The sequence below is a fragment of the Rothia sp. LK2588 genome (genome assembly GCF_040946465.1).
Classification (GTDB): domain Bacteria; phylum Actinomycetota; class Actinomycetes; order Actinomycetales; family Micrococcaceae; genus Rothia.
On the sequence record NZ_JAYWLS010000004.1, the window covers coordinates 46,915 to 70,278 of the forward strand.

Sequence of the window (23,364 nt, forward strand, 5' to 3'; positions counted from 1 at the left end):
CCGCCTACTTTCGCAGGGTGGGGAAACCCAGGTTAACTGCGCCACCGGAGACCTGGGTGGTTCCAGTACCGCAGGAATCCGCTTGCGAGCGGTCCCAGGCGTCGCCGGCACGGGAACGGCGGACCGAGTACTGCTCAGGCGAGGGATCGGAGAGCAGGTGGAACGATCCAGCCTCGGTGATGGGCAGGGTCACCAGGTCACCGGGACGCGGGGTCTCGGCTCCTGCAGGCACCGAGAAGTGGACGAGCCGCATGTCTTGGGTGCGGCCGGCCAGTCGGTGGGTTTCCTCCGCTTTGCGACCAGACTCGGCGACGACCATCAGCTCCACGGTCTTGCCCAGCTGCTTGCGGTTCTCCTCGCCGGCGATCCGGTCTTGCAGGGCGATGAGGCGTTCGTAGCGCTCCTGCACGACCTCCTTGGGCACCTGGTTGTCCATGGTGGCCGCCGGGGTACCGGGGCGAATCGAGTACTGGAAGGTGAAGGCCGAGGAGAAGCGGGCCTCTTCTACCACGCGCAGGGTTTCTTGGAAGTCCTCTTCGGTCTCACCCGGGAAGCCGACGATGATGTCGGTGGTGATCGCGGCGTCCGGCATCTTGGCGCGCACCTTCTCGAGGATGCCGAGGAACTTCTTCGAGCGGTAGGAGCGCTTCATGTCTTTGAGCACCTTGTCGGAGCCCGACTGCAAGGGCATGTGTAGCACGGGCATCACGTTGGGGGTCTCTGCCATGGCGTCGATGACGTCGTCGGTGAACATCGCCGGGTGCGGCGAGGTGAAGCGGACGCGCTCTAACCCCTCGATCTCACCGCAGGCACGCAAAAGCTTCGAGAACGCCTGGCGATCGCCGAACTCCACGCCATAGGAGTTTACGTTCTGACCCAGGAGGGTCACCTCGATGGCACCGTCGTCCACCAAAGCCTGCACTTCCGCCAGGATGTCACCGGGGCGGCGATCCTTCTCTTTACCGCGCAGGGAGGGCACAATGCAGAAGGTGCACGTATTGTTGCAACCCACCGAGATCGAGACCCAACCCGAGTACACGTGGTCACGCTTGGTGGGCAGAGTGGAGGGGAAGACCTCCAACGACTCGAGCAGCTCAGCCTGGGCCTCATGATTGTGGCGGGCGCGCTCTAGCAGGGTCGGCAGGGAGCCGATGTTGTGGGTTCCGAAAACCACATCAACCCAGGGTGCCTTCTTCAGAATCGCGTCTTGGTCTTTCTGGGCCAGGCATCCACCCACGGCGATCTGCATGTTTGGCTCCTGACGCTTGCGCGGGGCCAGCATGCCGAGGTTGCCGTAGAGCTTGTTATCGGCGTTCTCCCGCACCGCGCAGGTGTTGAACACGATGAGGTCGGCCTCTTCCCCCTCGGGGACGGGCGCATAACCGTGGGATTCCAGCAGGCCAGACATGCGCTCGGAGTCGTGCACGTTCATCTGGCACCCGAAAGTGCGCACCTCGTAGGTACGAGGGGCGTTCTGCTCCCCCGCAGTGGTTTGTTGGCTATCGCGTTCATTCATGTTCAAAGTCACCGTTCAAGGGTACTAGATCGGTGATAATGACTCTATGAAGGGTTCAGAACATCACATTCGGTCGCTACTCACCGATGCGGTCTCCGCCTTCATACCCGCCCCGGCCGATGCACCGGTCGCCACGGACGCCTTCGGCCGGCTCTTTCGGAACATCCTCCAGGCCTACGACCCACACGCCGAGAATGCGGGAGCGCCCCGCCTCGAAGAGATCCGCTCGGTGCGCATTCTCTCGGCCGGGATGCGGTCGGTGGTGTTGCGTGCCCACGGCCCTAGCAGCTCAGTGATCCTCAAATACTTTCGTCGCCGCGATTCGGCACACAACTCCGGTGGCTTCGGGTACCTGCGCGAAAAACACGGGTTGCCGGCACTGAATGGGTTACTGCCCGGTTCATATTGCGCGCTCCTCTTCGCCGACGACGACGCCCGCCTGCTATGCCTGGAAGATATCGACGGTGTCCCGCTCATCGGGCTCTCCCCGCGGGATGATCCTCGGTGGACAGAAGGGGCTCTGGCAGACTGGTGTGATTTTTGGGTCGAGATTCTCAACGCCCACCCGACGTCTGACCTTGACGCAGTACGGCACTTCACACAGAGCATCGCCCGCGCCGATCCGCAGGCCAGACGCCCCGGAGCGCTGCCCTCCCCACGCCTGGCGGAACGGGGCCTGCGGCGGTGGGCTGCGGCGTCCGGCATGGCAGAATACTCCCCCGCATTTTCGCTCTTGCTTGACCAGCTGGATCAGGTCACGACCCCGCCACCAGAACTGGCCGTCTTCAGCGCCGGAGACTTCTCCCCACACAATCTACTGCTCTGCCCGCAGGGAGGGATTCGCGGTATCGACGCCGAAGGCGCCTGTGTACATCACCGCCTGCTACCGGTGGCAGAATTGTTCTTAGGTTTTCCCTCAGCGCCCGGTTACCCCACATACACTCTCGGTTTCTCGGCGACCACCTGGCTGGAACATACACAGAATTTTTACGAACGCGTCACCCCGGCTCCCCTGGCCGATCTCCGCGAAGACGCCCGTGTTCGTGCTGCCGTGCTCTATACCCGCGCGGTCTTAGCCGAACAACGCCCGGAGACCATCGACACCTCACTAGCATCATCACTCGCAGTCATCACAAAGGAGTGAACTCATATGATTATGGGAAAGTTTCAGAGCCTCTCGCGGGCTCTGATGGGCGCAGTGGCGGTCATGCCCGTCGCCGCGTTGCTGATGGGCATCGGTTACTGGATCGACCCCACCGGTTGGGGCACCAACTCGATCATCGCCGCCGTGCTCATCACCTCCGGCAAAGCCGTGCTGGACAACCTCGGTCTGATCTTCGCGATCGCCATCGCTTTCGGCCTGTCAAAAGACAAGAACGGCGCCGCAGCGCTCTCTGGCCTGGTGGGCTTCATGACACTCACCTCGGTGCTGGCACCCACCTCGATCGCGGCATATCGCGGCATCGAAGACCCGAAAGAGCTCACCGGCGACACCGCGCTGAGCTGGGCGTCCCAGGGCTGGGACCAGATCGGCAACAGCAACGTGCTGTTCGGCATTCTGGTGGGCCTGTTGGCGGCCTGGGCCTACAACACCTTCCACAGCGTGAAATTGCCGGACGCGCTCGCGTTCTTCTCGGGTCGACGGCTGGTACCGATCGTCACGGCGTTGCTGTGTATCGCGCTCTCCGGCGTCATGTACTTCCTGTGGCCAATGCTCTACGGGGTGATGTTCCATTTTGGTCAGACCGTTCAGGGTATGGGCCCGCTCGGGGCGGGCATTTACGGAACCGCCAACCGCTTGCTGATCCCCACGGGTCTGCACCACGCGCTGAACTCGATCTTCTGGTTCGACGTGGTGAACATCAATGACATCGGGAAGTTCCTCGCCGGCGGCGCCACCATCGAGGCGGCCAAGTCTGCCACCGACGCCGCCTCCTGCCCCGGCATCTGGGAAAACGGTCAGTGCACCGTGGAGGGTGTTGTCGGCCGCTATCAGGCGGGATTCTTCCCGGTCATGATGTTCGGTATGCCGGGCGCCGCCCTCGCCATGTATCTGCGGGCCGACACCCGCCGCAAGAAGGTCACCGGCTCTCTCATGCTCGCCGGTGCCATCGCGTCTTTCGCGACCGGCGTGACCGAACCGCTGGAGTTCGCCTTCATGTTCGCCGCACCTCCGCTGTACCTGGTGCATGCGTTGCTGACCGGTCTCTCGGTGTTCTTGGCGGCACAGTTCGGGTGGACGGCCGGCTTCGGATTCTCCGCCGGAGGCATCGACCTGTTGTTGGCCTCGCGTAATCCGCTGGCTCACGACTGGTGGATGCTTCTCGTGCTGGGCCTGGTCTACTTCTTCCTCTACCTGGGTCTGTTTTATGTGCTCATCGGCGCGTTCAACCTGCGCACCCCTGGCCGCGGCGCAGACGACCCTGTAGCGGAAGGCGCGGTGGCAGGTTCCGTCGCGGCCGGTACGAACGATGCAGATCAGACCGAGGACGCCGGCGGCGACCGCCCCCAGGACGGTACCGCGACCATCATCTCCGGCCTGGGAGGCGCGGAGAACATCACCTCGCTTGAGCACTGCGCCACCCGTTTGCGGGTGAAGGTCGCCGACGACTCAGAGGTCTCCGAGGAGACCCTGAAACGGGCACCTATCGCGGGCGTGATGCGCCCGACCGCTCGCTCTGTGCAAGTGGTCATCGGGCCGCAGGTGCAATTCGTCTACGACGATGTTGCGCGCGCCCTTGATGCGGAGCGGTCGAACATCGGCCGTTAGCTGCGGGTTCTGCCCATTACCTCGCCGCCGGTCACGGTGAAATCCCACGAGATACCGTTCTTGGTCAGCACCTCGTGGCGGATCTCATCGGCCATGGTGAAGGACTTGTCGGAGTAACCCAGCAGGTACTCGTCAAACGCGGGCAGGTGCAGGGTGCGCTCCAGGGCGGCTTCTAGCTCGTTCTCGGTGACGTCACGTTGCCAGGCGGGGATCACGTATTCGGCATCACCGATCGTGATTCTCGCCGTTTTTTCTGCCGTTTCCAACGCTCGCTTCGCATCGCGCTGAGTCAGGTAGGACCACCACGCGATGTCCGCGGCAGTCACCGGCCCATGCCCATTGACGTAGCGCGTGCCGAGCTCGGCCAGGGCCGCATCGGCGGGCACCTCGCGCTGGGCAATGCTGAGGCGGTCGACGTGGTGGAACGTCTCGGCGTTATTCTCTAACCCGCTCTGCACGACGTCGCCCATCCCGCCCAGGGCCCGGAGCAGGTGGGGGCCTCTCCCCTGGGAGGGGTCTATCCCCGCTTGAGCGAACACCTCGTAGGCGGCGGTGCGAGAGATGGTTTCACCCTGGTTTACGTCCAGCAGGGAGTGATGGAGGGCGTCTCGGGCTGTCTCGAAATCGCCGTCGCTGAACCCCAGACCGGGCCGGCGACGGGCGGCGGCGGATTCCACCCGCGGACCGCACAGACGCATGATCCACCGCGCCTCCCGACCGCTGAGAAAATGGAGCGTTCCCCGCATCGGCCAGGCTCGGACAATACGGTGTGCAGCGATTGCGCGATGGACGGCGGCCACCGCTTTTTCGGGGTCGGCCGCGTAGTCTTGACCGTCTCGGATGCGCGTGGCGATGGCTTGCACCCCGGCTCGATAGTTTTGGCCCTGGAGGGCGAGCAGGTGCTCGATTACGTGCTCGGGGGTGTTCAGTTGCGGCCGTGCCTGCGAAGCAGCCAGCCCCTGGGCGATGAGCCTACGAGCCTGTAGCTCCTGCCGAGGGCTGAGCCGACCGGTGGACTGTACGCTCATCAGAATCCTCCCCACGGATCGTCTGCACTCTCCGTCGAGTCGATGCCGTTGGTCTCGATGTAGTGTTCGATTTCTTCTTTGACGACGGAGAACACCATGGAGGGTGGGTACCCCTTGCGGGCTAGCATTCCCACCAACCGCCGCATGATTTTGTCTTTTTCCTTGCGGTCGGAGAAGTTCATGGAGGGCCGGATTTTCTTGCGTACCAGTTCGTGGGCATCGGATCGTTCGTCTTCTTCGGTGCGCTGGGTCAGGGCGGTCTCGGCCAGCTCCCCGGTCACGCCCTTCTCTTTGAGCTCGCGTCGGATGGCGTTTTTCGACAGCTTTTTGACGCTGGCGCGCGTGCGCACATACATCTGTGCGAACTCTTCATCGTTGACGAGGTTCACCGCTTCGAAGCGGTCGAGAACGTCCTGGGCCGTTTCGGCACTGATCTCTTTCTCGGCCAGTTTCTTCTCGAGCTGTTGCCGAGATTTCGCGGACGCCGCCAGCTGGTTCAACACGATGTTCTTGGCCTGGGTGAATTCCGACTCGGGTTCTTGAGGGGCCCGACGGCCCCGACCCGAGCGCTCATTCTCGGGGCGAGATCCCAGGCCCTGCACCAACATGGCCTCCAGCTCGTCGGCAGGTTCCGTCTGAGCCAGCCGGCTGTCTTCGCGGAACATCACCCGGTTCTTCGACGAGGATTTCTTGGTGGCGGCGGGTTCTTCCACAGGTGCCGCCCCCATAGCCGGGGCAAAAGGACTCTTCGGATGAGGCTTCGGCTTACGGAAGCCCTTCTTGTAGTCGTCGGATCGACGGCGACCGCGGGAAGAAGACCGACCGGCCGACCGCTGGGGGCGAGATCTTTCTCGGGGCTCTGCCTCCTCCGCATGTGTCCCGAAGGATTGCTGCGTGGAGGCTTTCCCCGTGTAAGGGGTACCTGTACGCCCCGAGGACGCCCCCGGAACAGAAGTTCCGGGGGCGTCCTCGGTTTCGCCCAGGGCGGCAGGGTGCCACGAAGGAAACTCGTCGCGTGCGTCGTCCTTTCGCATCGTTACTCCCTGCGCCTCGTGGTGTTTTCGGGTGGGCGGGTGCTGAACCGCGACCCGTTACTCGGTCACGGCATCCAACGGATCGATCTCGGCAGAGAACTCATCGGTGATGAGGTCATCGGCCTCTTCTTCAGACTCGATGATGCCCAGCTTCACCAGAGTCTTGTACTTGATCTCTTCAGCGAGCTCGGGGTTGTCTTTCAAGAAACGGCGCGCGTTCTCTTTACCCTGACCGAGCTGATCACCCTCATAGGTGAACCAGGCACCGGACTTCTTGACGATACCGTTCTCCACACCCATGTCGATGATGCCGCCCTCGACGGAGATACCCTCACCGTAGAGAATGTCGAACTCGGCCTGCTTGAAGGGCGGAGCCATCTTGTTCTTGACGATCTTCGCCTTGGTGCGGTTACCAATGGGGTTAGAACCGTCTTTCAGCGTCTCGATGCGTCGAATGTCAATACGAACCGAGGCGTAGAACTTCAGCGCCTTACCACCGGTGGTGGTCTCCGGGGAACCGAAGAAGACACCGATCTTTTCGCGCAACTGGTTGATGAAGATCGCGGTGGTGCCGGTCTGCGCCAGACGACCGGTGATCTTACGCAGAGCCTGCGACATCAAGCGAGCCTGCAGACCAACGTGGGAGTCGCCCATTTCACCCTCGATCTCGGCGCGGGGCACCAAAGCTGCCACGGAGTCGACCACGATGATGTCCACGGAGCCGGAGCCCACGAGCATGTCCATGATCTCCAGGGCCTGCTCACCGGTGTCGGGCTGAGAGACCAGCAGCGCATCGGTGTCTACGCCCAGCTTGGCCGCATACACCGGATCCAAGGCGTGCTCGGCGTCGATGAAGGCGGCAATGCCACCGGCCTTCTGTGCATTGGCCACGGCGTGGAGGGCGACGGTGGTCTTACCGGAAGATTCGGGACCGTAGATTTCGATGACGCGGCCGCGCGGCAAACCGCCGATGCCCAGGGCGGCGTCCAGCGAGAGAGCGCCGGTGGAGACGGTTTCGACCTTGACGGCTTCTTTATCACCCAGGCGCATGACTGCGCCCTTACCGTAGTTCTTATCGATCTGGGCGAGGACAGCCTCGAGGGCCTTCTCGCGACCGTCTTCGGCCACACGACCTACTTGTTGGTTATTGCGGGCTTTAGCTGCCATGTGTTTCTACCTCATTCCGATTCCCCGGCTGACGGGGGTGAGTTTGCTTTTCACTGACCACAGTAGGGGTGCCGACTGACAAAATAAGAAGTTTTTCGGATTCTGTGGAAAAAATCCTGAGATTTTTTCGTTTTTCGTTGCCTGTGTACAGAGCCTACCCGTTTTCGAACATATTTTCTAGTGATATCCACAGTTACCTGCTCGCCATCGAACACATCTTCACCTGCGCACTATCGTGGCGAGATGTCGGGGCCGAAGCGGCGCTGCGGCGGCACGTCCTGCATCTCACAAATGGCCAGCCACACCGCGCGGACGTCCGCGCCGGCTTCCAGCGCCTGGGCTGCCGTGCGGTCACCGAATTCAGAGAGCACCAAATCCCGCGCCAGCACCCGGGAATAGTTCGCGCCGAACTCGTGGTCCATACACGTCCAAAACTCGCTGAGCTTCACGACTTCCTCCGATTTCTCCACTCAAAGACGAGGGGCTGTACTCGCACTATTTAGTGCGGGCACAACCCCTCTATCACGCTGGGCACTCCCCCATGAGCACCCTGCACAGTATTATCGAGTTGCGGTCAGCGAGTCGTCATCGGCGGGGATGTCCTTCGAAGACGTTGCGGCGATACCGTACTCACGCTTGAATTGCTCAGAGAATTCGGTGGGCACGGTGTCGGGCACAGTGAAGCCTTCCTCGACGGCCATGCGATCGGAGACCTCGCGCAGCATCTGCGAAAGGGGAACCTCCAGAGCCTGACAAATAGATGCCAGCAACTCAGAAGAAGCTTCCTTCTGACCGCGTTCTACCTCGCTGAGGTAACCCAGCGAGACGCGAGCGCTGTGGGAAACCTCGCGGAGGGTTCGAGACTGGCGCTGACGAACGTCACGGAGCACCTCGCCGATCGCGTGACGAAGCAAGATTTCCTTCGACTCGCGCGATGCGGGTGCAGTGTTAGCGGACTGACCCACATCCTTCCAACGGACGACTCCGTTCACGGATACGGGTTGCTTTGTCATGGTGATTTTTAATCTCCTGATTAGAAGTGTTCCGAAAAGCTCCGGAACCGTATTGTTTAGCCTAACTGATCTGATCTGGTAAGCAAGCATCTGGTAAACGCTCGGTGGTCGAAAACCATCTCACGGCTTGCACACTATATAACCGTATTCCGTGACCGTTTCATTCCCGCTGGACTAAAAATCTTCCTGAGCGTTTCCTGCAAGTTGCTCAGGTGTTATCTGATCAGGGGTCTGAGCGCGGAATCAGCCCTGCAACTCTTCCGTCATCAGTTTCAACGCATCCCACGTAGCCTGGGCTCGGATGGCGGCGCGATCTCCGGTGTAGTGGCGTTCGATCTGACGCACGCCTCGAGGCGAAAAAATGCCAAGATAGACGCACCCCACCGGCTTGCCGTCGTGCGGCTGCGGGCCGGCGACGCCGGTGGTCGAAACCGCGACCTGTGCACCACACGCTCGCGCCGCACCGGCCGCCATCTGCTCGGCCACCTGCGGGTCTACCGAACCGCGTTCGGCGAGCAATTTACCGTCTACCCCGAGTACCTGCGCTTTCACCGAGGAGGCATAGGAAATGACCCCGCCCTGAAACACGGCAGAGGCTCCGGGAACAGCACACAGCGTTTGCCCCACCATGCCACCGGTGAGCGACTCCGCCGTGGCGAGCGTCCACCGGCTGGCGGTGGCAGTGGCGATAACCTCTGCCGCGGCCCGTTCAAGATCGGCGAGGGTGACGCGTTCGGCCTGATTCATCGCTGCCCGGCTAAGTAATCGCGGCGCAACTTGAGCGCCTTATTCACATAGTCCAGTCCGGTAACCACCGTGATCACGACGACTGCCGCCATCACGATGTACCCGGGGATCAGGGCCCAGCTTCCCAGCTGTCCCAGCGGAGCGATGAGCAAGACCAGCGCCACGGTTTGCAACACCGTCTTCAGTTTGCCGCCCTTGCCAGCCGCCATGACACCGTACTTGATGACGAAGAAACGCATGATCGTGATACCCCATTCGCGGATGAGGATCACCAGAGTCACCCACCACCACAGCTCGCCCAGCACCGAGAGCATCACGAACGCGGCACCCGTCAGCAGCTTGTCTGCAATAGGATCGGCAATTTTGCCGAAGCTGGTAATGAGGTTTCGCGAGCGAGCGATCGAACCATCCAGCCAGTCGGTGATCATCGCCAGGATGAACAACGCCAGAGCCACCCAGCGAGCGGTTAGGGAATCGTTACCCCAGGGCCCGCCTGCGATCATGGCCCATACGAAGAAGGGCACCATGATGATGCGGATCGTGGTGAGCATATTGGGCAGGTTCAGGTTCGAGGCCTTCTCGCTCATGGTTATCTCTTTTCGTCTCGAGCCTGGCGGCCCGGTGTAGTGGTGGTGCGGACTGCTAGTAGCCTAACGCCCCGTGAGGTTCCACGCATCCTCCGAGTCTTCCTCGGCGGAGTCGTGGTAGTCGGTGACCGGCTCACCGAGGGAGTTGCCGACCGCGTCCGAACCGTAGGGATCGTCCCACCCCGGTTCGGTAGCGGGTTCCTCGGCAGCCGGGGCAGGCGGGTCTTCGCCCCGTAGCTTCGCCAACACCGCGGGCAGGTCATCCGGCTGCACGAGAACGTCGCGAGCCTTCGACCCCTCGGAGGGGCCGACGATCTCGCGAGACTCCATGAGGTCCATGAGTCGGCCGGCTTTCGCGAAGCCCACGCGGAGCTTGCGCTGCAGCATCGAGGTGGAACCGAACTGGGTGGTCACGACCAACTCGGCGGCACGCAGCAGGTCGTCGAGATCGTCTCCGATGTCTTCGTCGATCTTCTTCTTTTCGGCGGTCTGGAAAACGTCTTCGGTGTAGATGGCGGGCATCTGCGTCTTGACGTGCTCGACGATCTCGTGGATCTCTGACTCGCCGACCCAGGCACCCTGCACTCGCATCGGCTTCGAGGCACCCATGGGCAAGAAGAGCGCATCACCTTGGCCGATGAGCTTCTCAGCACCGGGCTGGTCAAGAACCACGCGCGAGTCGGTGACCGAGGAGGTCGCAAACGCCATGCGAGAGGGCACGTTCGCCTTGATGAGGCCGGTGACCACGTCCACCGAAGGACGCTGGGTAGCGAGCACCAGGTGGATACCGGCGGCACGTGCCAACTGGGTAATACGGACAATGGACTCTTCGACGTCGCGCGGGGCAACCATCATCAGGTCCGCGAGCTCGTCCACGATGACCAGCAGATACGGGTAGGCGCGGATCGTGCGCTGCGAACCGGGATCCGGCTGAATCTTGCCGGCCTTCACGGCCTTGTTGAAGTCGTCGATGTGCTTATAACCGTAGTGGGCCAGGTCGTCGTAGCGGGCGTCCATTTCACGCACCACCCACTGCAGGGCCTCGGCGGCCTTCTTGGGGTTGGTGATGATCGGGGTGATCAGGTGCGGGATACCTTCATAGGCGGTCAGTTCCACACGCTTGGGGTCGACCATGACCAAGCGCACCTGGTCGGGGGTGGAGCGCATCAGGATCGAGGTGATCATCGAGTTCACGAACGACGACTTACCAGCGCCGGTTGCACCGGCCACCAGCATGTGCGGCATCTTGGCCAGGTTGGCCAGCACGAAGCCACCCTCGACGTCCTTACCCACGCCCATGATCATCGGGTGCGGGTTCTGGTGTGCCTGCGGGGACCGCAACACATCGCCCAACGCCACAGTCTCGCGGTCGGTATTGGGGATCTCGATGCCGATCGCTGACTTACCGGGGATCGGCGAGAGGATGCGCACGTCGGCGCTGGCCACCGCGTAGGCGATGTTCTTCGACAGTGCGGTGACGCGCTCGACCTTGGTGCCGGGGCCCAGCTCGATTTCGTAGCGGGTCACGGTCGGGCCGCGAGAGAAGCCGGTGACCTCGGCATCGACATTGAACTGATCCAGCACGTTGGTCAGAGATTCGACCACCTGCTCGTTGACCTCGGACGATTCCTTGGCGGGCGGGCCTGCCACCAGCATCGATTCCTCGGGCAGCTCGTACTGGCCGGATGAGGACTCGACGACCTGCGCCGGGCGCGGTGCGTTGACCTTCGCCTGCACCGTATGGTTTTCGATCGAACCGGTGGAGGCAGACGGAGCTGCCGCCGGGGCGGGACGCGATGCCGCGGCGGCCTGCGTGGGAGCTGCCACCGGGGAGGGACGCTCGGACTTGGGCGGCTCCGGAACCCCGTTTTCGGCCATCACCGGCGAATCGTCGAGGTCGTCGGTCTCTGCCGGCTGCTCCACCCGGCCATACTCGACCGCGGCAGACTGAGCCTGCGCTAGGCGGCGGGCGGGGGCGTCGGAGGAGCGATCGTAGGGGGCGTCGTCACCTGGCTCAAAACGGTCGTCTTGCAGTTGTTGCTCCGACTGTTCCCAATCCCCCTGATCGAACAGTTCGGGCTGCGCGGTGGGGCGCTGACGCTTCTTCTTCGAGCGCTTCGACTCGGCGACCACGTCGAAGGCCTGCGTATCCCCACTACGCGGACGCGCACCGGCAGCACGCTGAGAACCGCGGCTCCGTGCGGGCGCGGGTTCGGGACGAACCTCGCCAGTGGGTTGATAATCCTCGTGAAGCAGGGCGGTGTTGAAGGCTTCATCACCGTCGTAGCGGTCTAGACGGGAGTATTTCTCGTGGCCGGCGCCAAAGCCGAGCCATGCCAACAGACCACCGCGTTTCTTCGGCGCGGGTTGCGGGTCGTTGCCGTAGAGATAGCTACGATCGTGTTCTTCTGCCGAGAGATCCGTGGTGTTTTCTTCTCGCTGCCCGGCGGGTTTTTCACCGAGCAGAATGCCCATGATGTGTACCAACCGCGGGCCAATATGGCGGATCGGGGTCTTGGTGGCGATCAACAGACCGATCAAGAAAATCAACAGGATAATCAGCCACTCGAAGAAAGCCAGGTAACCCACCAGCCGCATGACGGGTGCAGCGATGACCAATCCGATGATGCCGCCGCCGGACCATACGCTCTCGAAACCGCCGGCCAGAGTCGGGTAATCGGCGAGTTTCGCACCCATCACCGAAATGGCGATAACCATCACGAGCATGCCTAAGGCGATGCGGTTATTGTCGTGCACCTCGAGGGGGTGACGGAAGATGCGTAGTGCGAAGATCAAACAGAAGATCGGGATGAGCAACGCACCCTGGCCGAAGGTTCCGCCCACGGCCACATGCCACATGCGTAGCGGCCACTCCACCAGCGAGATGGTGTCTGCGGTGCGCCAAGCCCACCATTCCACACCCGCGGTAATCAGGCCGAACACCAGGATTAAGAGCGCCCCGCCATCGCGACGATCCTCCAAACGTAGGTCGGTGCGGAGGCGCCCCATGCGGCGCACCGCGGCTCCGACGGTGTGCGCGAGACTCAACCACGCACCCAACACCATGCGCATAAACCAGTTCGGCTCAGCCACGGCTGAACCACGCTTGCCCCGGGTGGAGGAAGCGGACCGCTGTGAATTCTTTTTCTGAGACGCCTTGGATCGCGTGGATCCCGATTGTTTGGAGGAGCTTCTAGGTGCCATATATCCCGAATTAGAAGTGATGTTTCGGGGAACCTTCAACTAGGTTGAAGGTTCCCCGGTGAACGGTTAAGAGAGCTTGTAGTTTAAACCTTACGTTTAACTTACAGCACTAGTTCTTATCGTCGGAAGAGGCCTCTACCACCACGGGGATGATCATCGGCTTACGACGAAGTCGACGAGCCACCCAGGCTCCGATCGTGCGGCGCACGATCTGTTGCAGCTGGTGGTTGGTGTAGGTCTTCCCCGGGGCCTGCGACAACGCGTCTTCCAGCGCCTTCGCGATCTTCGGAGTGATGTCTCGGAAGACCTTCTCTTCTTCAGCCACACCGCGGGTGTGAATGTCGGGGCCGGCCACCACACGCTTCCGCTTGCGGTCAACCACCGAGACGATGGAGACGAAGCCTTCCTCGCCCAGGGTCACACGGTCCTTGAGGTCTTCCTCGGTGATCTCGCCGACCGACTTACCGTCAACGAAGACGTAGTCGCACTTGACCTGACCGACGATCTCGGCCTTGCCGTTGGCCAGATCCACCACGGTGCCACCCTCGCAGAGCAAGACGTTCTCGGCGGGAATGCCGGTCTCGATCGCCAGGTTTCCGTTGGCGATGAGGTGGCGCACCTCACCGTGCACTGGCATGACGTTCTTGGGCTGCAGGATGTTGTAGCAGTACAGCAACTCCCCTGCCGCCGCGTGGCCGGAGACGTGAACCTTGGCGTTGCCCTTGTGGATGACGTCCGCGCCGAGCTTGAGCAGCGCGTTGATCACGCGGAAGACGGAATTTTCGTTACCGGGGATCAGCGAGGAGGCCAGGACGATGGTGTCCCCCTCTTCCACCTGAATCTTGTGATCGCCGGTGGCCATACGGGACAGCGCCGCCATCGGCTCACCCTGTGAACCGGTGCACATCATCACGATCTCATCGGGACGGTAGTCGTCGATCTTCTTCAAATCCACCAGGGTGTTCTCGGGAACGTGCAGGTAGCCCAGCTTCTCGGCAATGGTCATGTTGCGCACCATGGAGCGACCGACCAGCACCACCTTGCGTCCGCGCTCGTGGGCGGCGTCCAGCACCTGCTGCACGCGGTGAACGTGAGAGGAGAAGGAGGCCACGATGATGCGCTGGCGCGCATCGCGGAACACGTTGGAGAGCACCGACCCGATGTTCTTTTCGGTCGGGGTGAAGCCGGGGACCTCGGCGTTGGTGGAATCGGGCAGGAACAGGTCGATGCCCTCTTCTCCCAGACGGGCGAAGTGGCGCAGGTCGGTCAGACGACCGTCCAGCGGCAACTGATCCATCTTGAAGTCGCCGGTGTGCAAGACCTTGCCCGCACGGGTGCGGATGAACACCGCCAGGGCGTCCGGAATCGAGTGGTTGACGGCCACGAACTCGCATTCGAAGGGACCGAAGGTCTCGATATCGCCCTCACGCACGGTCAGGGTGAAGGGCTTGATGCGGTGCTCGGCCAACTTCGCCTCGACCAGTGCCAAGGTCAACTCCGAACCGATCAACGGGATGTCGGCGCGACGCTTGAGCAGGTACGGCACAGCGCCGATGTGGTCTTCGTGGCCGTGGGTCAGCACCACACCGACGATGTCGTCCAGGCGGTCCTCGATGTAGTTGATGTCGGGCAGGATCAGGTCAACACCGGGCTGGCTGTCTTCGGGGAAGAGCACTCCGCAGTCAACCACCAGCAACTTGCCGTTGATCTCGTAGACAGTCATGTTGCGGCCGACCTCGCCAAGGCCGCCCAGGGGCACCACGCGCAGGGTATCTTTTTTGAGTTTGCGCGGCTGGCGCAGTTCAGAATCAATGATTGCCATTAAATTCCTTTCACTTCACGGCGAAAGCGAGCTCCCGAACCATCGGTGATGATTCGTGAACCCGCTTCACCTAAATTGTCAGTATTGCTATCGAATAAGGGTGTCAGCCACCACGGAATTCTTCAGGTCTGCTCGTATGAGCTTCTCTTCCTCCGCGGTAGGTGCCACGTGCGGCAGGCGAACGAAAGCGGAATCGAGTCGCCCCTGCCAGGAGAGGATCTGCTTGGCTGCCACGCAACCGGGTACGCGCGTCATGGTCGCGGCGATCACGGGGATAAGTTCCTGATGCACACGCTGAGCGGTCGCCAGGTCTTCGGCCACCACTGCGTCGATGAGTTCTCGGAACTTCTCGGGTGCCACGTGGGTCGTCACACCCACCAGGCCCACGGCCCCCAGTGCCATCCACGGCAAGGTCAGGCCGTCGTCACCGGAGTAGTACTGCAGGTCGGTTGCGGCCATGACAGCGCTCGCTGAGGCGAAGTCAGCCTTCGCATCCTTGACCGCCACGATGTTCTCGTGCTCGGCCAGAGCGCGGTAGGTGTCGACGGAGATCGGGATGCCGGCACGTCCGGGAATATCGTAGAGCATCACCGGGGTCTTAACGGCGTCGGCGACGGTGGTGAAGTGTGCCTGCACGCCGGCCTGAGTTGGCTTGTTGTAATACGGGGTAACAACCAGCAGGCCGTCTACACCTACAGACTCGGCGCGTGCGGCCAAGTCAAGAGTGTGCGCGGTGTCGTTCGAGCCGACGCCGGCCACGATCTTCACGCGCTCCCCCACGGCTTCCTTGACGATGCGGAAAACGCGCTCGTTTTCGTCATCCGTCATGGTGGAGTACTCGCCGGTGGTGCCGCAGACGATCAGGCCGTCGTGACCCCGGTCTGCGAGCTCCTCGGCCAGTGCGGCAGTTTTCTGCTCGTCAACCTCACCGTTGGCCGCGAACGGAGTGACCATGGCGGTCAGCAGGCGACCAAAGATCGGCTCGGAGCGGGTACTCTGGGGAATTTGCGAGGACTCAGTCATACCCTTAGCCTACCGCCTTTTCGATGGAACGTGGATATTTGTCTCTCACCTGGTGAGCATCACAGGCCGTCAGCTAGACGCTCAAGTCAAGATCCGTCTTGCCGCGATACAGGGCAATAGCCGTACGCATCGACTTCCGCGCCCGCTTGCGGTCACCCGCTGCACCGTAGAGCGTGGAGAGATTAAACCAGTACTTCCAATTCAGGGGTTCTTCCTCGACGAACGAGGTAAAACGCCGGAACTCGGCATCGGCCGCTGCGCGGTCGACTCGGCCCGAGGCGCTACGCGGGAGGTTGTCCTCGGGGAGTTCCCCGGCCGCGTCCATCTCGGCGGCCATAGCCTGCACGCGAGCGCCGAAGATGATCTCCCGGACCATCGCCCAGGCACCTACCAGCGGCAACACGATCATTCCCACACCCAGAACGACGGACGCCGGGGTGGGGTCTGCGAGGAGGAAGACGCCGCGCTGGATGCACAGGCCGAGGTAGAAGACGAGCGCGGCGACCACGATCGCTGAGAAGGTCTTCCCTTTACCCGTTGCGTCGACGAACACGAACACCGCCGAGACGGCCAACACCACGAGTAAAAATAGGCGCACCCCGAACGGGATCGGCAAGAGGAACACAGTCAACACGGCCAGCGCCACGGCCAGGCCGATGTAGAGCTTCAGCGAGGACGCCTCGCGGGACGGTTTAGAGGTCAAGGAACTTGTCCAGTCCGTGGGTCAGGCCGGGGTGGTTCGCGACCTCACGCACGCCCAGCAACACTCCGGGCATGAAGGAGACCCGGTCGAAAGAGTCGTGCCGGATCACCAGTTGCTGACCTTCGTCTCCTAAGAGGATTTCCTGGGATGCGGTGAGGCCGCGCAGGCGCACCGCGTGAACGCGCACTCCGTCGATGTCGGCACCACGGGAGTTTCCGCGGTCGGTCTCGGTGGCATCGGGTGAGGGTGCCACGCCGGCTTCGGCGCGAACCGCGGCGATCTTCGCGGCGGTGTGGGCCGCGGTGCCGGACGGCGCGTCCACCTTGTTCGGGTGGTGCATCTCGATGACCTCGACGGATTCGAAGAAGCGGGCGGCCTTGGTGGCAAATTCGGTGGCGAGGATCGCCCCAATCGCGAAGTTGGGGGCAATGAGAACGCCCACCTGGGGGTGCTGATCGAAGGCGTCGCGTAACTTCTCGAGCTTGGCGTCGTCCCATCCGGTGGTGCCGACCACCGCATGAATGTCGTGTTCCACGGCGAAGTGGACGTTGGCCTCGGTGGCGGTGGGCACCGTCAGGTCGATGAGCACTTCGGCGCCGGCCTCAACGATGGTGGAGATCGAGTCTGAGCTACCGACAGTGGCGACCAGTTCCATGTCGTGGGCCGCGTTCACGGCTTTGACGGCTTCGGTTCCCATCCGTCCCGTGGCTCCGGCAATGGCCACTTTCCACACCTTGCTCATGATGATGAATTCTCCTTCGCCTGGGGCATGTCATACTTTCCAGTTATTTCTGTTTACTCTAATCGGAGACGGTAAGCTAATACAGTTGCCACGGTGGAAGATCCGGGCGCGCCTCGTCAGCTCTCCCAGCCCCCGCCACGCCAGCGAGGTGGCCGCTGAGGATTTCATAAAACGCTCAAAGGTGAACTGTGCAAGATCACGTGTTCTACTCTTCGGTAGACCCAGCAGAGGGTGACCGTCGCTTCGTATTGCGCGGCTTAGACGGCCTGCGCGCGATTGCGGTGACCCTGGTGGTTCTTTACCACCTGTTCCCAGCGATCGTTCCCGGTGGCGCGATGGGCGTAGACATCTTCTTCGTGATCTCCGGATACCTCATCACCGCGTTGCTACTGCGCGAAGGCGCCTACACCGGCCGCATGAACATCGTCCAGTTCTGGATCCGCCGTGCCCGCCGTCTGCTGCCGGCGATGCTGGTCTTGATTATCACCGTCGCCAGCCTCGCCTTTCTCATCGGCGGCGACGTCCAGGTAGGTCTTCCGCGCCAAATCATCGGCGCGCTGACGTTTTCTTCTAACTGGCTCTACATCGCGTCGGGCAATGACTACTTTGCCCAAACCTCCCCTGAGCTGTTAACTAACTTTTGGTCGTTGGCGGTGGAGGAGCAGTTCTACATCTTGTGGCCTGTGGTGCTGGTGCTGGTGTTCATGTTTGTCTCCCGCTGGTCGCGTCGGTTGTTGGTGCCGGTGGTCTTGGGCGTGCTCTCCCTGCTCACCGCGGAGGTCCTCGGACTGTTGGGGGCCGGCGCGAGCCGCGCCTACTACGGCACCGATAGTCACCTCTTCGGCCTGATGCTCGGTGTTGCGTTGGCCTTGCTCATCCCGTGGAGCATGTACCCGCCCGTCGATGCACGACTGTACCCCGTGGTGGGTTTCGGCAACGGCTGGCAGGGTCTGTTGCGCGCCGTCTTGGGCTGGGCGTGCCTGGTGGCGATGTACCCGCTGGCGGTGTCGATGACGGACGCGACCGCCGGCATGATGCCCTGGGGTCTGCTGCTGGCCTCGGTGCTTTCCGTCGGCGTGATTCAGGCGCTACTGGCGGACGTCCGCAACCCACTGGCGAGGCTACTGCGGGCTGTGCTCTCTTTCCCCGTTTTCGTGTGGATTGGGCGGCGCTCGTACGGAATCTATCTGTGGCACTGGCCGCTGGCGGTGCTGGCGCACTACCTCTTTGGCCCGAATCTCAACCCGTGGATTCGCGGTGCAGTGGTGGTGCTGACGCTGATCATCGCCGGACTGTCGTACATGTTCATTGAAGAACCGGTGCGTCGCCACGGTTTCTTCCCCAGCCTGCGCTCGTGGGGTTCGGCGATGGTGGGTCCGGCGAAGACCGCGCCGATCGCATGCCTGGCCGTGGCTACGTTGGCAGTGGCCGGGACGGTGGCCGCCGTGCGCACGGCACCCGAACTGACCGAGGCGGAGCAGGTGGTAGCGGCCGCAGGCCCCGGTAGCGGGGAGATCAAGAAACCGGCCCCCGCGGCGAGCTCCGCATCTGCTTCGGCGGAGCCTGAGCCCTCGGGCTCCGCGACCCCGGCTCAGCCGCAGGGAGTGAGCATCATCGGTGACTCGGTGACGGTCGCATCTTCCTCGGAGCTGAGCAAGCAACTGCCTCAGGCCTCCATCGACGCGGCGGTCTCGCGAACCCTGGTCAAGGAGCTACCGGAGCTGGAGCGTCAGGCCGATGCCGGCCAGCTGGGGCGCATCGTGGTGATCTCGCTGAACACCAACTCCACCTTGACCGCCCAGCAACTCGATGAGGTCGTCGACCGGCTCGCCCACGATAAGCAGCGTCGCATCATTTTCGTGACGGGAGTGGCGCCCACCGGATTAGAGTGGGTTGCATCGTCCAATGCGGAGGTACACGCCGCGGCCAAACGCCACCCCGAGGTCGTCTCGGTTGCCGACTGGGCCCAGGCCGCCGCCGGCCACCCCGAATACCTCGTCTCCGACGGCGTCCACCCCGAAGCCAACGGCCAGGCGGTCTACGCTAAGGTGATCGCCGACGAAGTCGCCCGCGTTCAGAAGAGCCTGCAGGAGCACCCGGAGAACCCGAATGCTCCCGCGCACGCCGGTTAGCGGACAATGGTGGTCACCATATCGTGACCGGCCAGCCAGGTTGCCAGCTCACGGACGTCTTCGAGGGTGACCTCGCGGATGCGCTGGAGTAGCTCGTCGAGGCTCACGAACTGACCGGCGTCCAATTCGGCGCGGCCGAGTCGGCTCATCCGGGAACCGGCGTCCTCGGAGCCCATAATGGTCGCCCCACCGAGTTGCCCCACGACCTTGGCTAGCTCGGCTTCGGTCAGGCCGTGCACGGCAATCTTTTCGAACTCGTCTCGCATGAGCTGTTGCACCTGTTCCGCCTTCGCGGGCAAGCAACCGGCATAGAGACCGAAATACCCAGCATCGGAGTAGGCGCCGGAGAAGGCAAAGGTCGAGTACGCCAGTCCCCGCTTTTCGCGGATTTCCTGGAAGAGTCGGGACGACATTCCTCCGCCGAGCGCCGAGTTCAGTACGCTCATCGCGTATCTGCGGTCGTCACCGGCGATAATTCCCGGGCAGCCCATCACGATGTTGGTTTGCTCCACACCCTTCTGCACCTCGCGCAGCGCGGAGTCGGGGAAGAGTTCTACCGCGCTGCGTACTCGGCGGGCCTCGGGGAGCTGACCCTCCGGCAGCTCCCAGCCGTGCTTGTTCAGCGCCTCGAGCACCAGATCGACCACTTGACCGTGTTCCAGTCCGCCCGCGGCGGAAATCACCAATCGGTTCGGAGTGTAGAACTTCTGATAGTGTTCCCATACCTTGTCTCGCGGGACCGCCTGAATCTCGGCCGGGGTGCCGCCGATGGGGCGACCCAGCGGGTTCTTGCCCATGAGCTGCTCGATGAAATTCTCGAACGCCACGTCGGTGGGATCGTCTTGGTCCATCGCGAGCTCTTCGAGGATCACACCGCGTTCCTGCTCAAGCAGCTCGGGGTCGATCACCGCGTCAGAGACCATGTCCGCCAACACGTCGACGGCCATCGGGAGATCCTCCCGGAGCACCCTCGCGTAGTAACAGGTGTGTTCCTTGGCGGTGAGCGCGTTCGATTCACCGCCCACCTCGTCGAAGGCCTGCGCAATATCCAGCGCCGAGCGGGATGTGGTGCCCTTGAAGAGCAAGTGCTCCAGGAAGTGGGTGGAGCCGAACATACCCGCCTGTTCGTCGCGGGAGCCCACACCCACCCAGAATCCAATCGAGACGCTGCGCAGAGAGGGCATTGCCTCGGTAATGACGCGCACCCCACCGGGCAAAATGGAGCGGCGCACCTCGTTGCCGCCCTCTCCGGCGATCAGGCGCCCGGTACGGTAATCCAGCTCTTCGGCCACGGAATCGGCGCCGGTTGGCAATGAGATAGGCATAAGACCCTTTCTGAAATGTTCTTGCAGGTGGCGCGCTCGTCGAGCAAGCGCACCCCCGTGGAGAGGGAACAGCCCCGCCTCTGAACGGGAGGCGGGGCTGTAAGAGTTGAAGACGTCGCCGGTCTCCCCCTGGCTCGGGGAGATCAGCTCCGCTATCCGGCGAGCTTACTCGTCGTCTTCATCTGCGGAGTCGTCGGAATCAGCGACCACCGGTGCCAGCGAGAGCTTGCCGCGATCGTCGATCTTGGTGATCTCCACCTGAACCTTCTGGCCCACCGAAACAACTTCGTCCACGTCGTTGACGCGGTTGCCGTTGTTCAGCTTGCGCAGTTCAGAGATGTGCAGCAGTCCGTCCTTGCCCGGGGTCAGCGAGATGAACGCGCCGAAGGTGGTGGTCTTCACCACGGTGCCCAGGTAGCGCTCGCCCACCTCGGGAACCTGCGGGTTCGCGATGGCGTTGATGGCGGCGCGGGCTGCCTCTGCCGAGGGGCCGTCGGTGGCGCCGATGTAGACGGTGCCGTCGTCCTCGATCGAGATGTCAGTGCCGGTGTCTTCCTGGATCTGGTTGATCATCTTGCCCTTGGGGCCGATGACCTCGCCGATCTTCGAGACGGGCACGTTCACCGAGATCACGCGCGGAGCGAATTCGCTGAGTTCGTCCGGGGCGTCGATCGCTGCGTTGAGCACCTCGAGGATGTGCAGACGAGCCTCACGAGCCTGGGTCAGTGCGGCGGCCAGCACTGAGGCGGGGATGCCGTCGAGCTTGGTATCCAGCTGGATGGCGGTGACGAACTCGGAAGTACCGGCGACCTTGAAGTCCATATCACCCAGGGCGTCTTCAGCGCCGAGGATGTCGGTCAGCGCCGCGTAGCGGGTCTCGCCGTCGATCTCGTCGGAGACCAGACCCATTGCGATGCCGGCCACGGGTGCGCGCAACGGCACACCGGCGTTGAGCAACGACAGGGTCGAGGCGCAGACCGAACCCATCGAGGTCGAGCCGTTGGAGCCCAGAGCCTCAGAGACCTGACGGATCGCGTAGGGGAACTCTTCGCGAGTCGGCAGCACCGGGGTCAGCGCACGCTCGGCGAGCGCACCGTGACCGATTTCGCGGCGCTTGGGCGAACCCACGCGTCCGGTTTCACCGGTGGAGTACGGCGGGAAGTTGTAGTGGTGGATGTAGCGCTTGGTCTTGACCGGGTGCAACGAGTCCAGCTGCTGCTCGAGCTTGAGCATGTTCAGGGTGGTCACACCCATGATCTGGGTCTCGCCTCGCTCGAAGATGGCCGAACCGTGGACGCGGGGCAGAACCTCGACCTCGGCGGTCAGCTGGCGGATGTCGGTCAGGCCGCGGCCGTCGATACGCACCTGCTCGGTGAGGATGCGCTGGCGCACGGTGTGCTTGGTCAGCGCATTGAAGGCGGCGTTGACTTCGTCTTCGCGGCCCTCGTATTCCTTGCCTTCACCGGCCAGCTCTTCGACGAGCTCCTGCTGCAGGTCTGCGGAGGCCTGCTCGCGCTCCTGCTTGCCGGCGATCGAGTAGACGTCGACGATCTTCTGCTGTGCGTATTCCTTGACGGCGGCGTCAACGTCGTCACCGTGAGAACCGAAGAAGGGCAGTTCCAGGGGTTCCTTGCCGGCCTTCTCTTTCAGGGCCAGCTGTGCCTCGCACAGTGCCTTGATGAAGGGCTTGGCGGCCTCGAGGCCCTCGGCGACGATCTCTTCGGTGGGTGCCTGAGCGCCCTTCTCCTTGATGAGGTTCCAGGAGGAGTCGGTAGCTTCGGCCTCGACCATCATGATGGCCACGTCTTCGGTGCCGTCCGACTTGGTCACGATGCGACCGGCAACTGCCATGTCGAAGGTGGCATCAGCCAGCTGGGAGTGCTTGGGGAAGCAGACCCACTGTCCGTCGATGAGAGCCACGCGCACACCACCGATGGGGCCCGAGAAGGGAGCGCCCGAGAGTGTGGTGGAGCAGGAGGCGGCGTTGATAGCCACGGTGTTGTAGATTTCGTCGGGCTCACAGGTCAGCACGGTGACGACGACCTGTACCTCGTTGCGGATGCCCTTGGTGAAGGCGGGACGCAACGGGCGGTCGATCAGGCGGGCGGCGAGGATGGCCTCGGTGGCGGGGCGTCCTTCACGGCGGAAGAAGCCACCGGGGATCTTGCCGGCCGCGTACATACGCTCTTCGACGTCCACGGTCAGCGGGAAGAAGTCAAAGCCTTCGCGCGGGCTCTTGCCGATGGCGGTTGCCGAGAGCAGGGTGGTCTCATCGTCGATGGTGACCAGTGCCGAACCGGCGGCCTGCTTGGCCAGACGGCCGGTTTCGAAACGAACGGTGCGCTGACCGAACTTTCCGTTGTCAATGATTGCTTCTGCAAACTGAATTTCGGGACCTTCCAAGGTTCCTCCATCTCTTTTCATGTCATCGAGGCGAGTGAGTGTACAGCTTCGATCTTCGATTGAAGAACACGGTCTCGTTGGTTCTCAACGCTTCCGTATACCGCAACCGAGGACCGCCACTGCATCGGTGCCTCACCCGTTCTCGAGA

At 62.6% G+C, this 23,364-nt stretch carries 18 protein-coding genes; 3 read left to right on the forward strand and 15 right to left on the reverse strand.

Annotation, left to right across the window (positions count from 1 at the left end):
• Nucleotides 1–4 precede the first annotated feature (4 nt).
• Nucleotides 5–1,516 carry a tRNA (N6-isopentenyl adenosine(37)-C2)-methylthiotransferase MiaB gene (gene miaB, locus VVR12_RS08885; protein WP_368550857.1) on the reverse strand — a complete coding sequence of 504 codons (1,512 nt, stop codon included), beginning with the start codon at nt 1,514–1,516 and terminating at the stop codon, nt 5–7.
• Nucleotides 1,517–1,562: 46 nt separating this feature from the next.
• Between miaB and VVR12_RS08890 the strand changes: the two genes are divergently transcribed.
• The gene (locus VVR12_RS08890; RefSeq protein WP_368550858.1) at nt 1,563–2,660 is read left to right on the forward strand and encodes a hypothetical protein; all 1,098 of its coding nucleotides are present in this window, start codon (nt 1,563–1,565) and stop codon (nt 2,658–2,660) included.
• Nucleotides 2,661–2,666: 6 nt separating this feature from the next.
• Nucleotides 2,667–4,286, forward strand: coding sequence for an N-acetylglucosamine-specific PTS transporter subunit IIBC (gene nagE, locus VVR12_RS08895; protein WP_368550859.1), 1,620 nt, complete (start codon nt 2,667–2,669; stop codon nt 4,284–4,286).
• Here nagE and VVR12_RS08900 read toward each other — a convergent pair.
• From VVR12_RS08900 to dapB, 12 genes are all read right to left on the reverse strand, one after another.
• Nucleotides 4,283–5,314, reverse strand: a complete 1,032-nt coding sequence (locus VVR12_RS08900) for a winged helix DNA-binding domain-containing protein (protein WP_368550860.1) — start codon at nt 5,312–5,314, stop codon at nt 4,283–4,285. The two genes, nagE and VVR12_RS08900, sit on opposite strands and share 4 nt — an antisense overlap.
• Nucleotides 5,314–6,348 carry a regulatory protein RecX gene (locus VVR12_RS08905; protein ID WP_368550861.1) on the reverse strand — a complete coding sequence of 345 codons (1,035 nt, stop codon included), beginning with the start codon at nt 6,346–6,348 and terminating at the stop codon, nt 5,314–5,316. The genes VVR12_RS08900 and VVR12_RS08905 overlap by 1 nt, the downstream gene beginning before the upstream one ends.
• Nucleotides 6,349–6,405: 57 nt before the next feature.
• The gene (gene recA, locus VVR12_RS08910) at nt 6,406–7,515 is read right to left on the reverse strand and encodes a recombinase RecA (protein ID WP_368550862.1); all 1,110 of its coding nucleotides are present in this window, start codon (nt 7,513–7,515) and stop codon (nt 6,406–6,408) included.
• A gap of 230 nt (nt 7,516–7,745) precedes the next feature.
• Nucleotides 7,746–7,964 carry a DUF3046 domain-containing protein gene (locus VVR12_RS08915; protein ID WP_368550863.1) on the reverse strand — a complete coding sequence of 73 codons (219 nt, stop codon included), beginning with the start codon at nt 7,962–7,964 and terminating at the stop codon, nt 7,746–7,748.
• Nucleotides 7,965–8,075: 111 nt separating this feature from the next.
• Complete coding sequence (locus tag VVR12_RS08920; protein WP_368550864.1) at nt 8,076–8,528, reverse strand: helix-turn-helix domain-containing protein; 453 nt, start codon at nt 8,526–8,528, stop codon at nt 8,076–8,078.
• A 243-nt stretch (nt 8,529–8,771) separates the two neighbouring features.
• Complete coding sequence (locus tag VVR12_RS08925) at nt 8,772–9,275, reverse strand: CinA family protein (protein ID WP_368550865.1); 504 nt, start codon at nt 9,273–9,275, stop codon at nt 8,772–8,774.
• The gene (pgsA, locus tag VVR12_RS08930; protein WP_368550866.1) at nt 9,272–9,862 is read right to left on the reverse strand and encodes a CDP-diacylglycerol--glycerol-3-phosphate 3-phosphatidyltransferase; all 591 of its coding nucleotides are present in this window, start codon (nt 9,860–9,862) and stop codon (nt 9,272–9,274) included. Before pgsA ends, VVR12_RS08925 begins: the two co-directional genes overlap by 4 nt.
• 63 nt (nt 9,863–9,925) lie before the next feature.
• Entirely contained in the window at nt 9,926–13,066 is a 3,141-nt protein-coding gene (locus tag VVR12_RS08935; protein ID WP_368550867.1) for a DNA translocase FtsK 4TM domain-containing protein, read from the reverse strand.
• Nucleotides 13,067–13,175: 109 nt separating this feature from the next.
• A complete protein-coding gene (locus VVR12_RS08940) occupies nt 13,176–14,888 on the reverse strand; it encodes a ribonuclease J (protein ID WP_368550868.1) in 1,713 nt (570 codons plus the stop codon).
• An 87-nt stretch (nt 14,889–14,975) separates the two neighbouring features.
• A complete protein-coding gene (dapA, locus tag VVR12_RS08945) occupies nt 14,976–15,911 on the reverse strand; it encodes a 4-hydroxy-tetrahydrodipicolinate synthase (RefSeq protein ID WP_368550870.1) in 936 nt (311 codons plus the stop codon).
• Between the two features lie 73 nt (nt 15,912–15,984).
• Nucleotides 15,985–16,614 (reverse strand): hypothetical protein, encoded by a 630-nt coding sequence (locus tag VVR12_RS08950; protein ID WP_368550871.1) that lies wholly within the window; start codon nt 16,612–16,614, stop codon nt 15,985–15,987.
• Nucleotides 16,604–17,356: a 4-hydroxy-tetrahydrodipicolinate reductase gene (dapB, locus tag VVR12_RS08955; RefSeq protein WP_368550872.1), complete on the reverse strand. Its 753-nt coding sequence runs from the start codon at nt 17,354–17,356 to the stop codon at nt 16,604–16,606. The genes VVR12_RS08950 and dapB overlap by 11 nt, the downstream gene beginning before the upstream one ends.
• A gap of 188 nt (nt 17,357–17,544) precedes the next feature.
• Here dapB and VVR12_RS08960 point away from each other — a divergent pair, with 188 nt between their 5' ends.
• Entirely contained in the window at nt 17,545–19,488 is a 1,944-nt protein-coding gene (locus VVR12_RS08960; protein WP_368550873.1) for an acyltransferase family protein, read from the forward strand.
• On the opposite strand, the gene VVR12_RS08965 is transcribed toward VVR12_RS08960, so the two are convergent.
• Together VVR12_RS08965 and VVR12_RS08970 are read right to left on the reverse strand one after the other, a co-directional pair.
• A complete protein-coding gene (locus tag VVR12_RS08965; RefSeq protein WP_368550874.1) occupies nt 19,485–20,813 on the reverse strand; it encodes a M16 family metallopeptidase in 1,329 nt (442 codons plus the stop codon). The two genes, VVR12_RS08960 and VVR12_RS08965, sit on opposite strands and share 4 nt — an antisense overlap.
• 165 nt (nt 20,814–20,978) lie before the next feature.
• Nucleotides 20,979–23,216, reverse strand: a complete 2,238-nt coding sequence (locus tag VVR12_RS08970; RefSeq protein ID WP_368550875.1) for a polyribonucleotide nucleotidyltransferase — start codon at nt 23,214–23,216, stop codon at nt 20,979–20,981.
• Nucleotides 23,217–23,364 lie beyond the last annotated feature (148 nt).

What these genes read in the sequence shown, in the direction of transcription:
- miaB (WP_368550857.1), bottom strand. Translation starts at nt 1,516, where the DNA reads ATGAATGAACGCGATAGCCAACAAACCACTGCGGGGGAGCAGAACGCC.
- VVR12_RS08890 (WP_368550858.1), top strand. Translation starts at nt 1,563, where the DNA reads ATGAAGGGTTCAGAACATCACATTCGGTCGCTACTCACCGATGCGGTC.
- nagE (WP_368550859.1), top strand. Translation starts at nt 2,667, where the DNA reads ATGATTATGGGAAAGTTTCAGAGCCTCTCGCGGGCTCTGATGGGCGCA.
- VVR12_RS08900 (WP_368550860.1), bottom strand. Translation starts at nt 5,314, where the DNA reads ATGAGCGTACAGTCCACCGGTCGGCTCAGCCCTCGGCAGGAGCTACAG.
- VVR12_RS08905 (WP_368550861.1), bottom strand. Translation starts at nt 6,348, where the DNA reads ATGCGAAAGGACGACGCACGCGACGAGTTTCCTTCGTGGCACCCTGCC.
- recA (WP_368550862.1), bottom strand. Translation starts at nt 7,515, where the DNA reads ATGGCAGCTAAAGCCCGCAATAACCAACAAGTAGGTCGTGTGGCCGAA.
- VVR12_RS08920 (WP_368550864.1), bottom strand. Translation starts at nt 8,528, where the DNA reads ATGACAAAGCAACCCGTATCCGTGAACGGAGTCGTCCGTTGGAAGGAT.
- VVR12_RS08925 (WP_368550865.1), bottom strand. Translation starts at nt 9,275, where the DNA reads ATGAATCAGGCCGAACGCGTCACCCTCGCCGATCTTGAACGGGCCGCG.
- pgsA (WP_368550866.1), bottom strand. Translation starts at nt 9,862, where the DNA reads ATGAGCGAGAAGGCCTCGAACCTGAACCTGCCCAATATGCTCACCACG.
- VVR12_RS08935 (WP_368550867.1), bottom strand. Translation starts at nt 13,066, where the DNA reads ATGGCACCTAGAAGCTCCTCCAAACAATCGGGATCCACGCGATCCAAG.
- VVR12_RS08940 (WP_368550868.1), bottom strand. Translation starts at nt 14,888, where the DNA reads ATGGCAATCATTGATTCTGAACTGCGCCAGCCGCGCAAACTCAAAAAA.
- dapA (WP_368550870.1), bottom strand. Translation starts at nt 15,911, where the DNA reads ATGACTGAGTCCTCGCAAATTCCCCAGAGTACCCGCTCCGAGCCGATC.
- dapB (WP_368550872.1), bottom strand. Translation starts at nt 17,356, where the DNA reads ATGAGCAAGGTGTGGAAAGTGGCCATTGCCGGAGCCACGGGACGGATG.
- VVR12_RS08965 (WP_368550874.1), bottom strand. Translation starts at nt 20,813, where the DNA reads ATGCCTATCTCATTGCCAACCGGCGCCGATTCCGTGGCCGAAGAGCTG.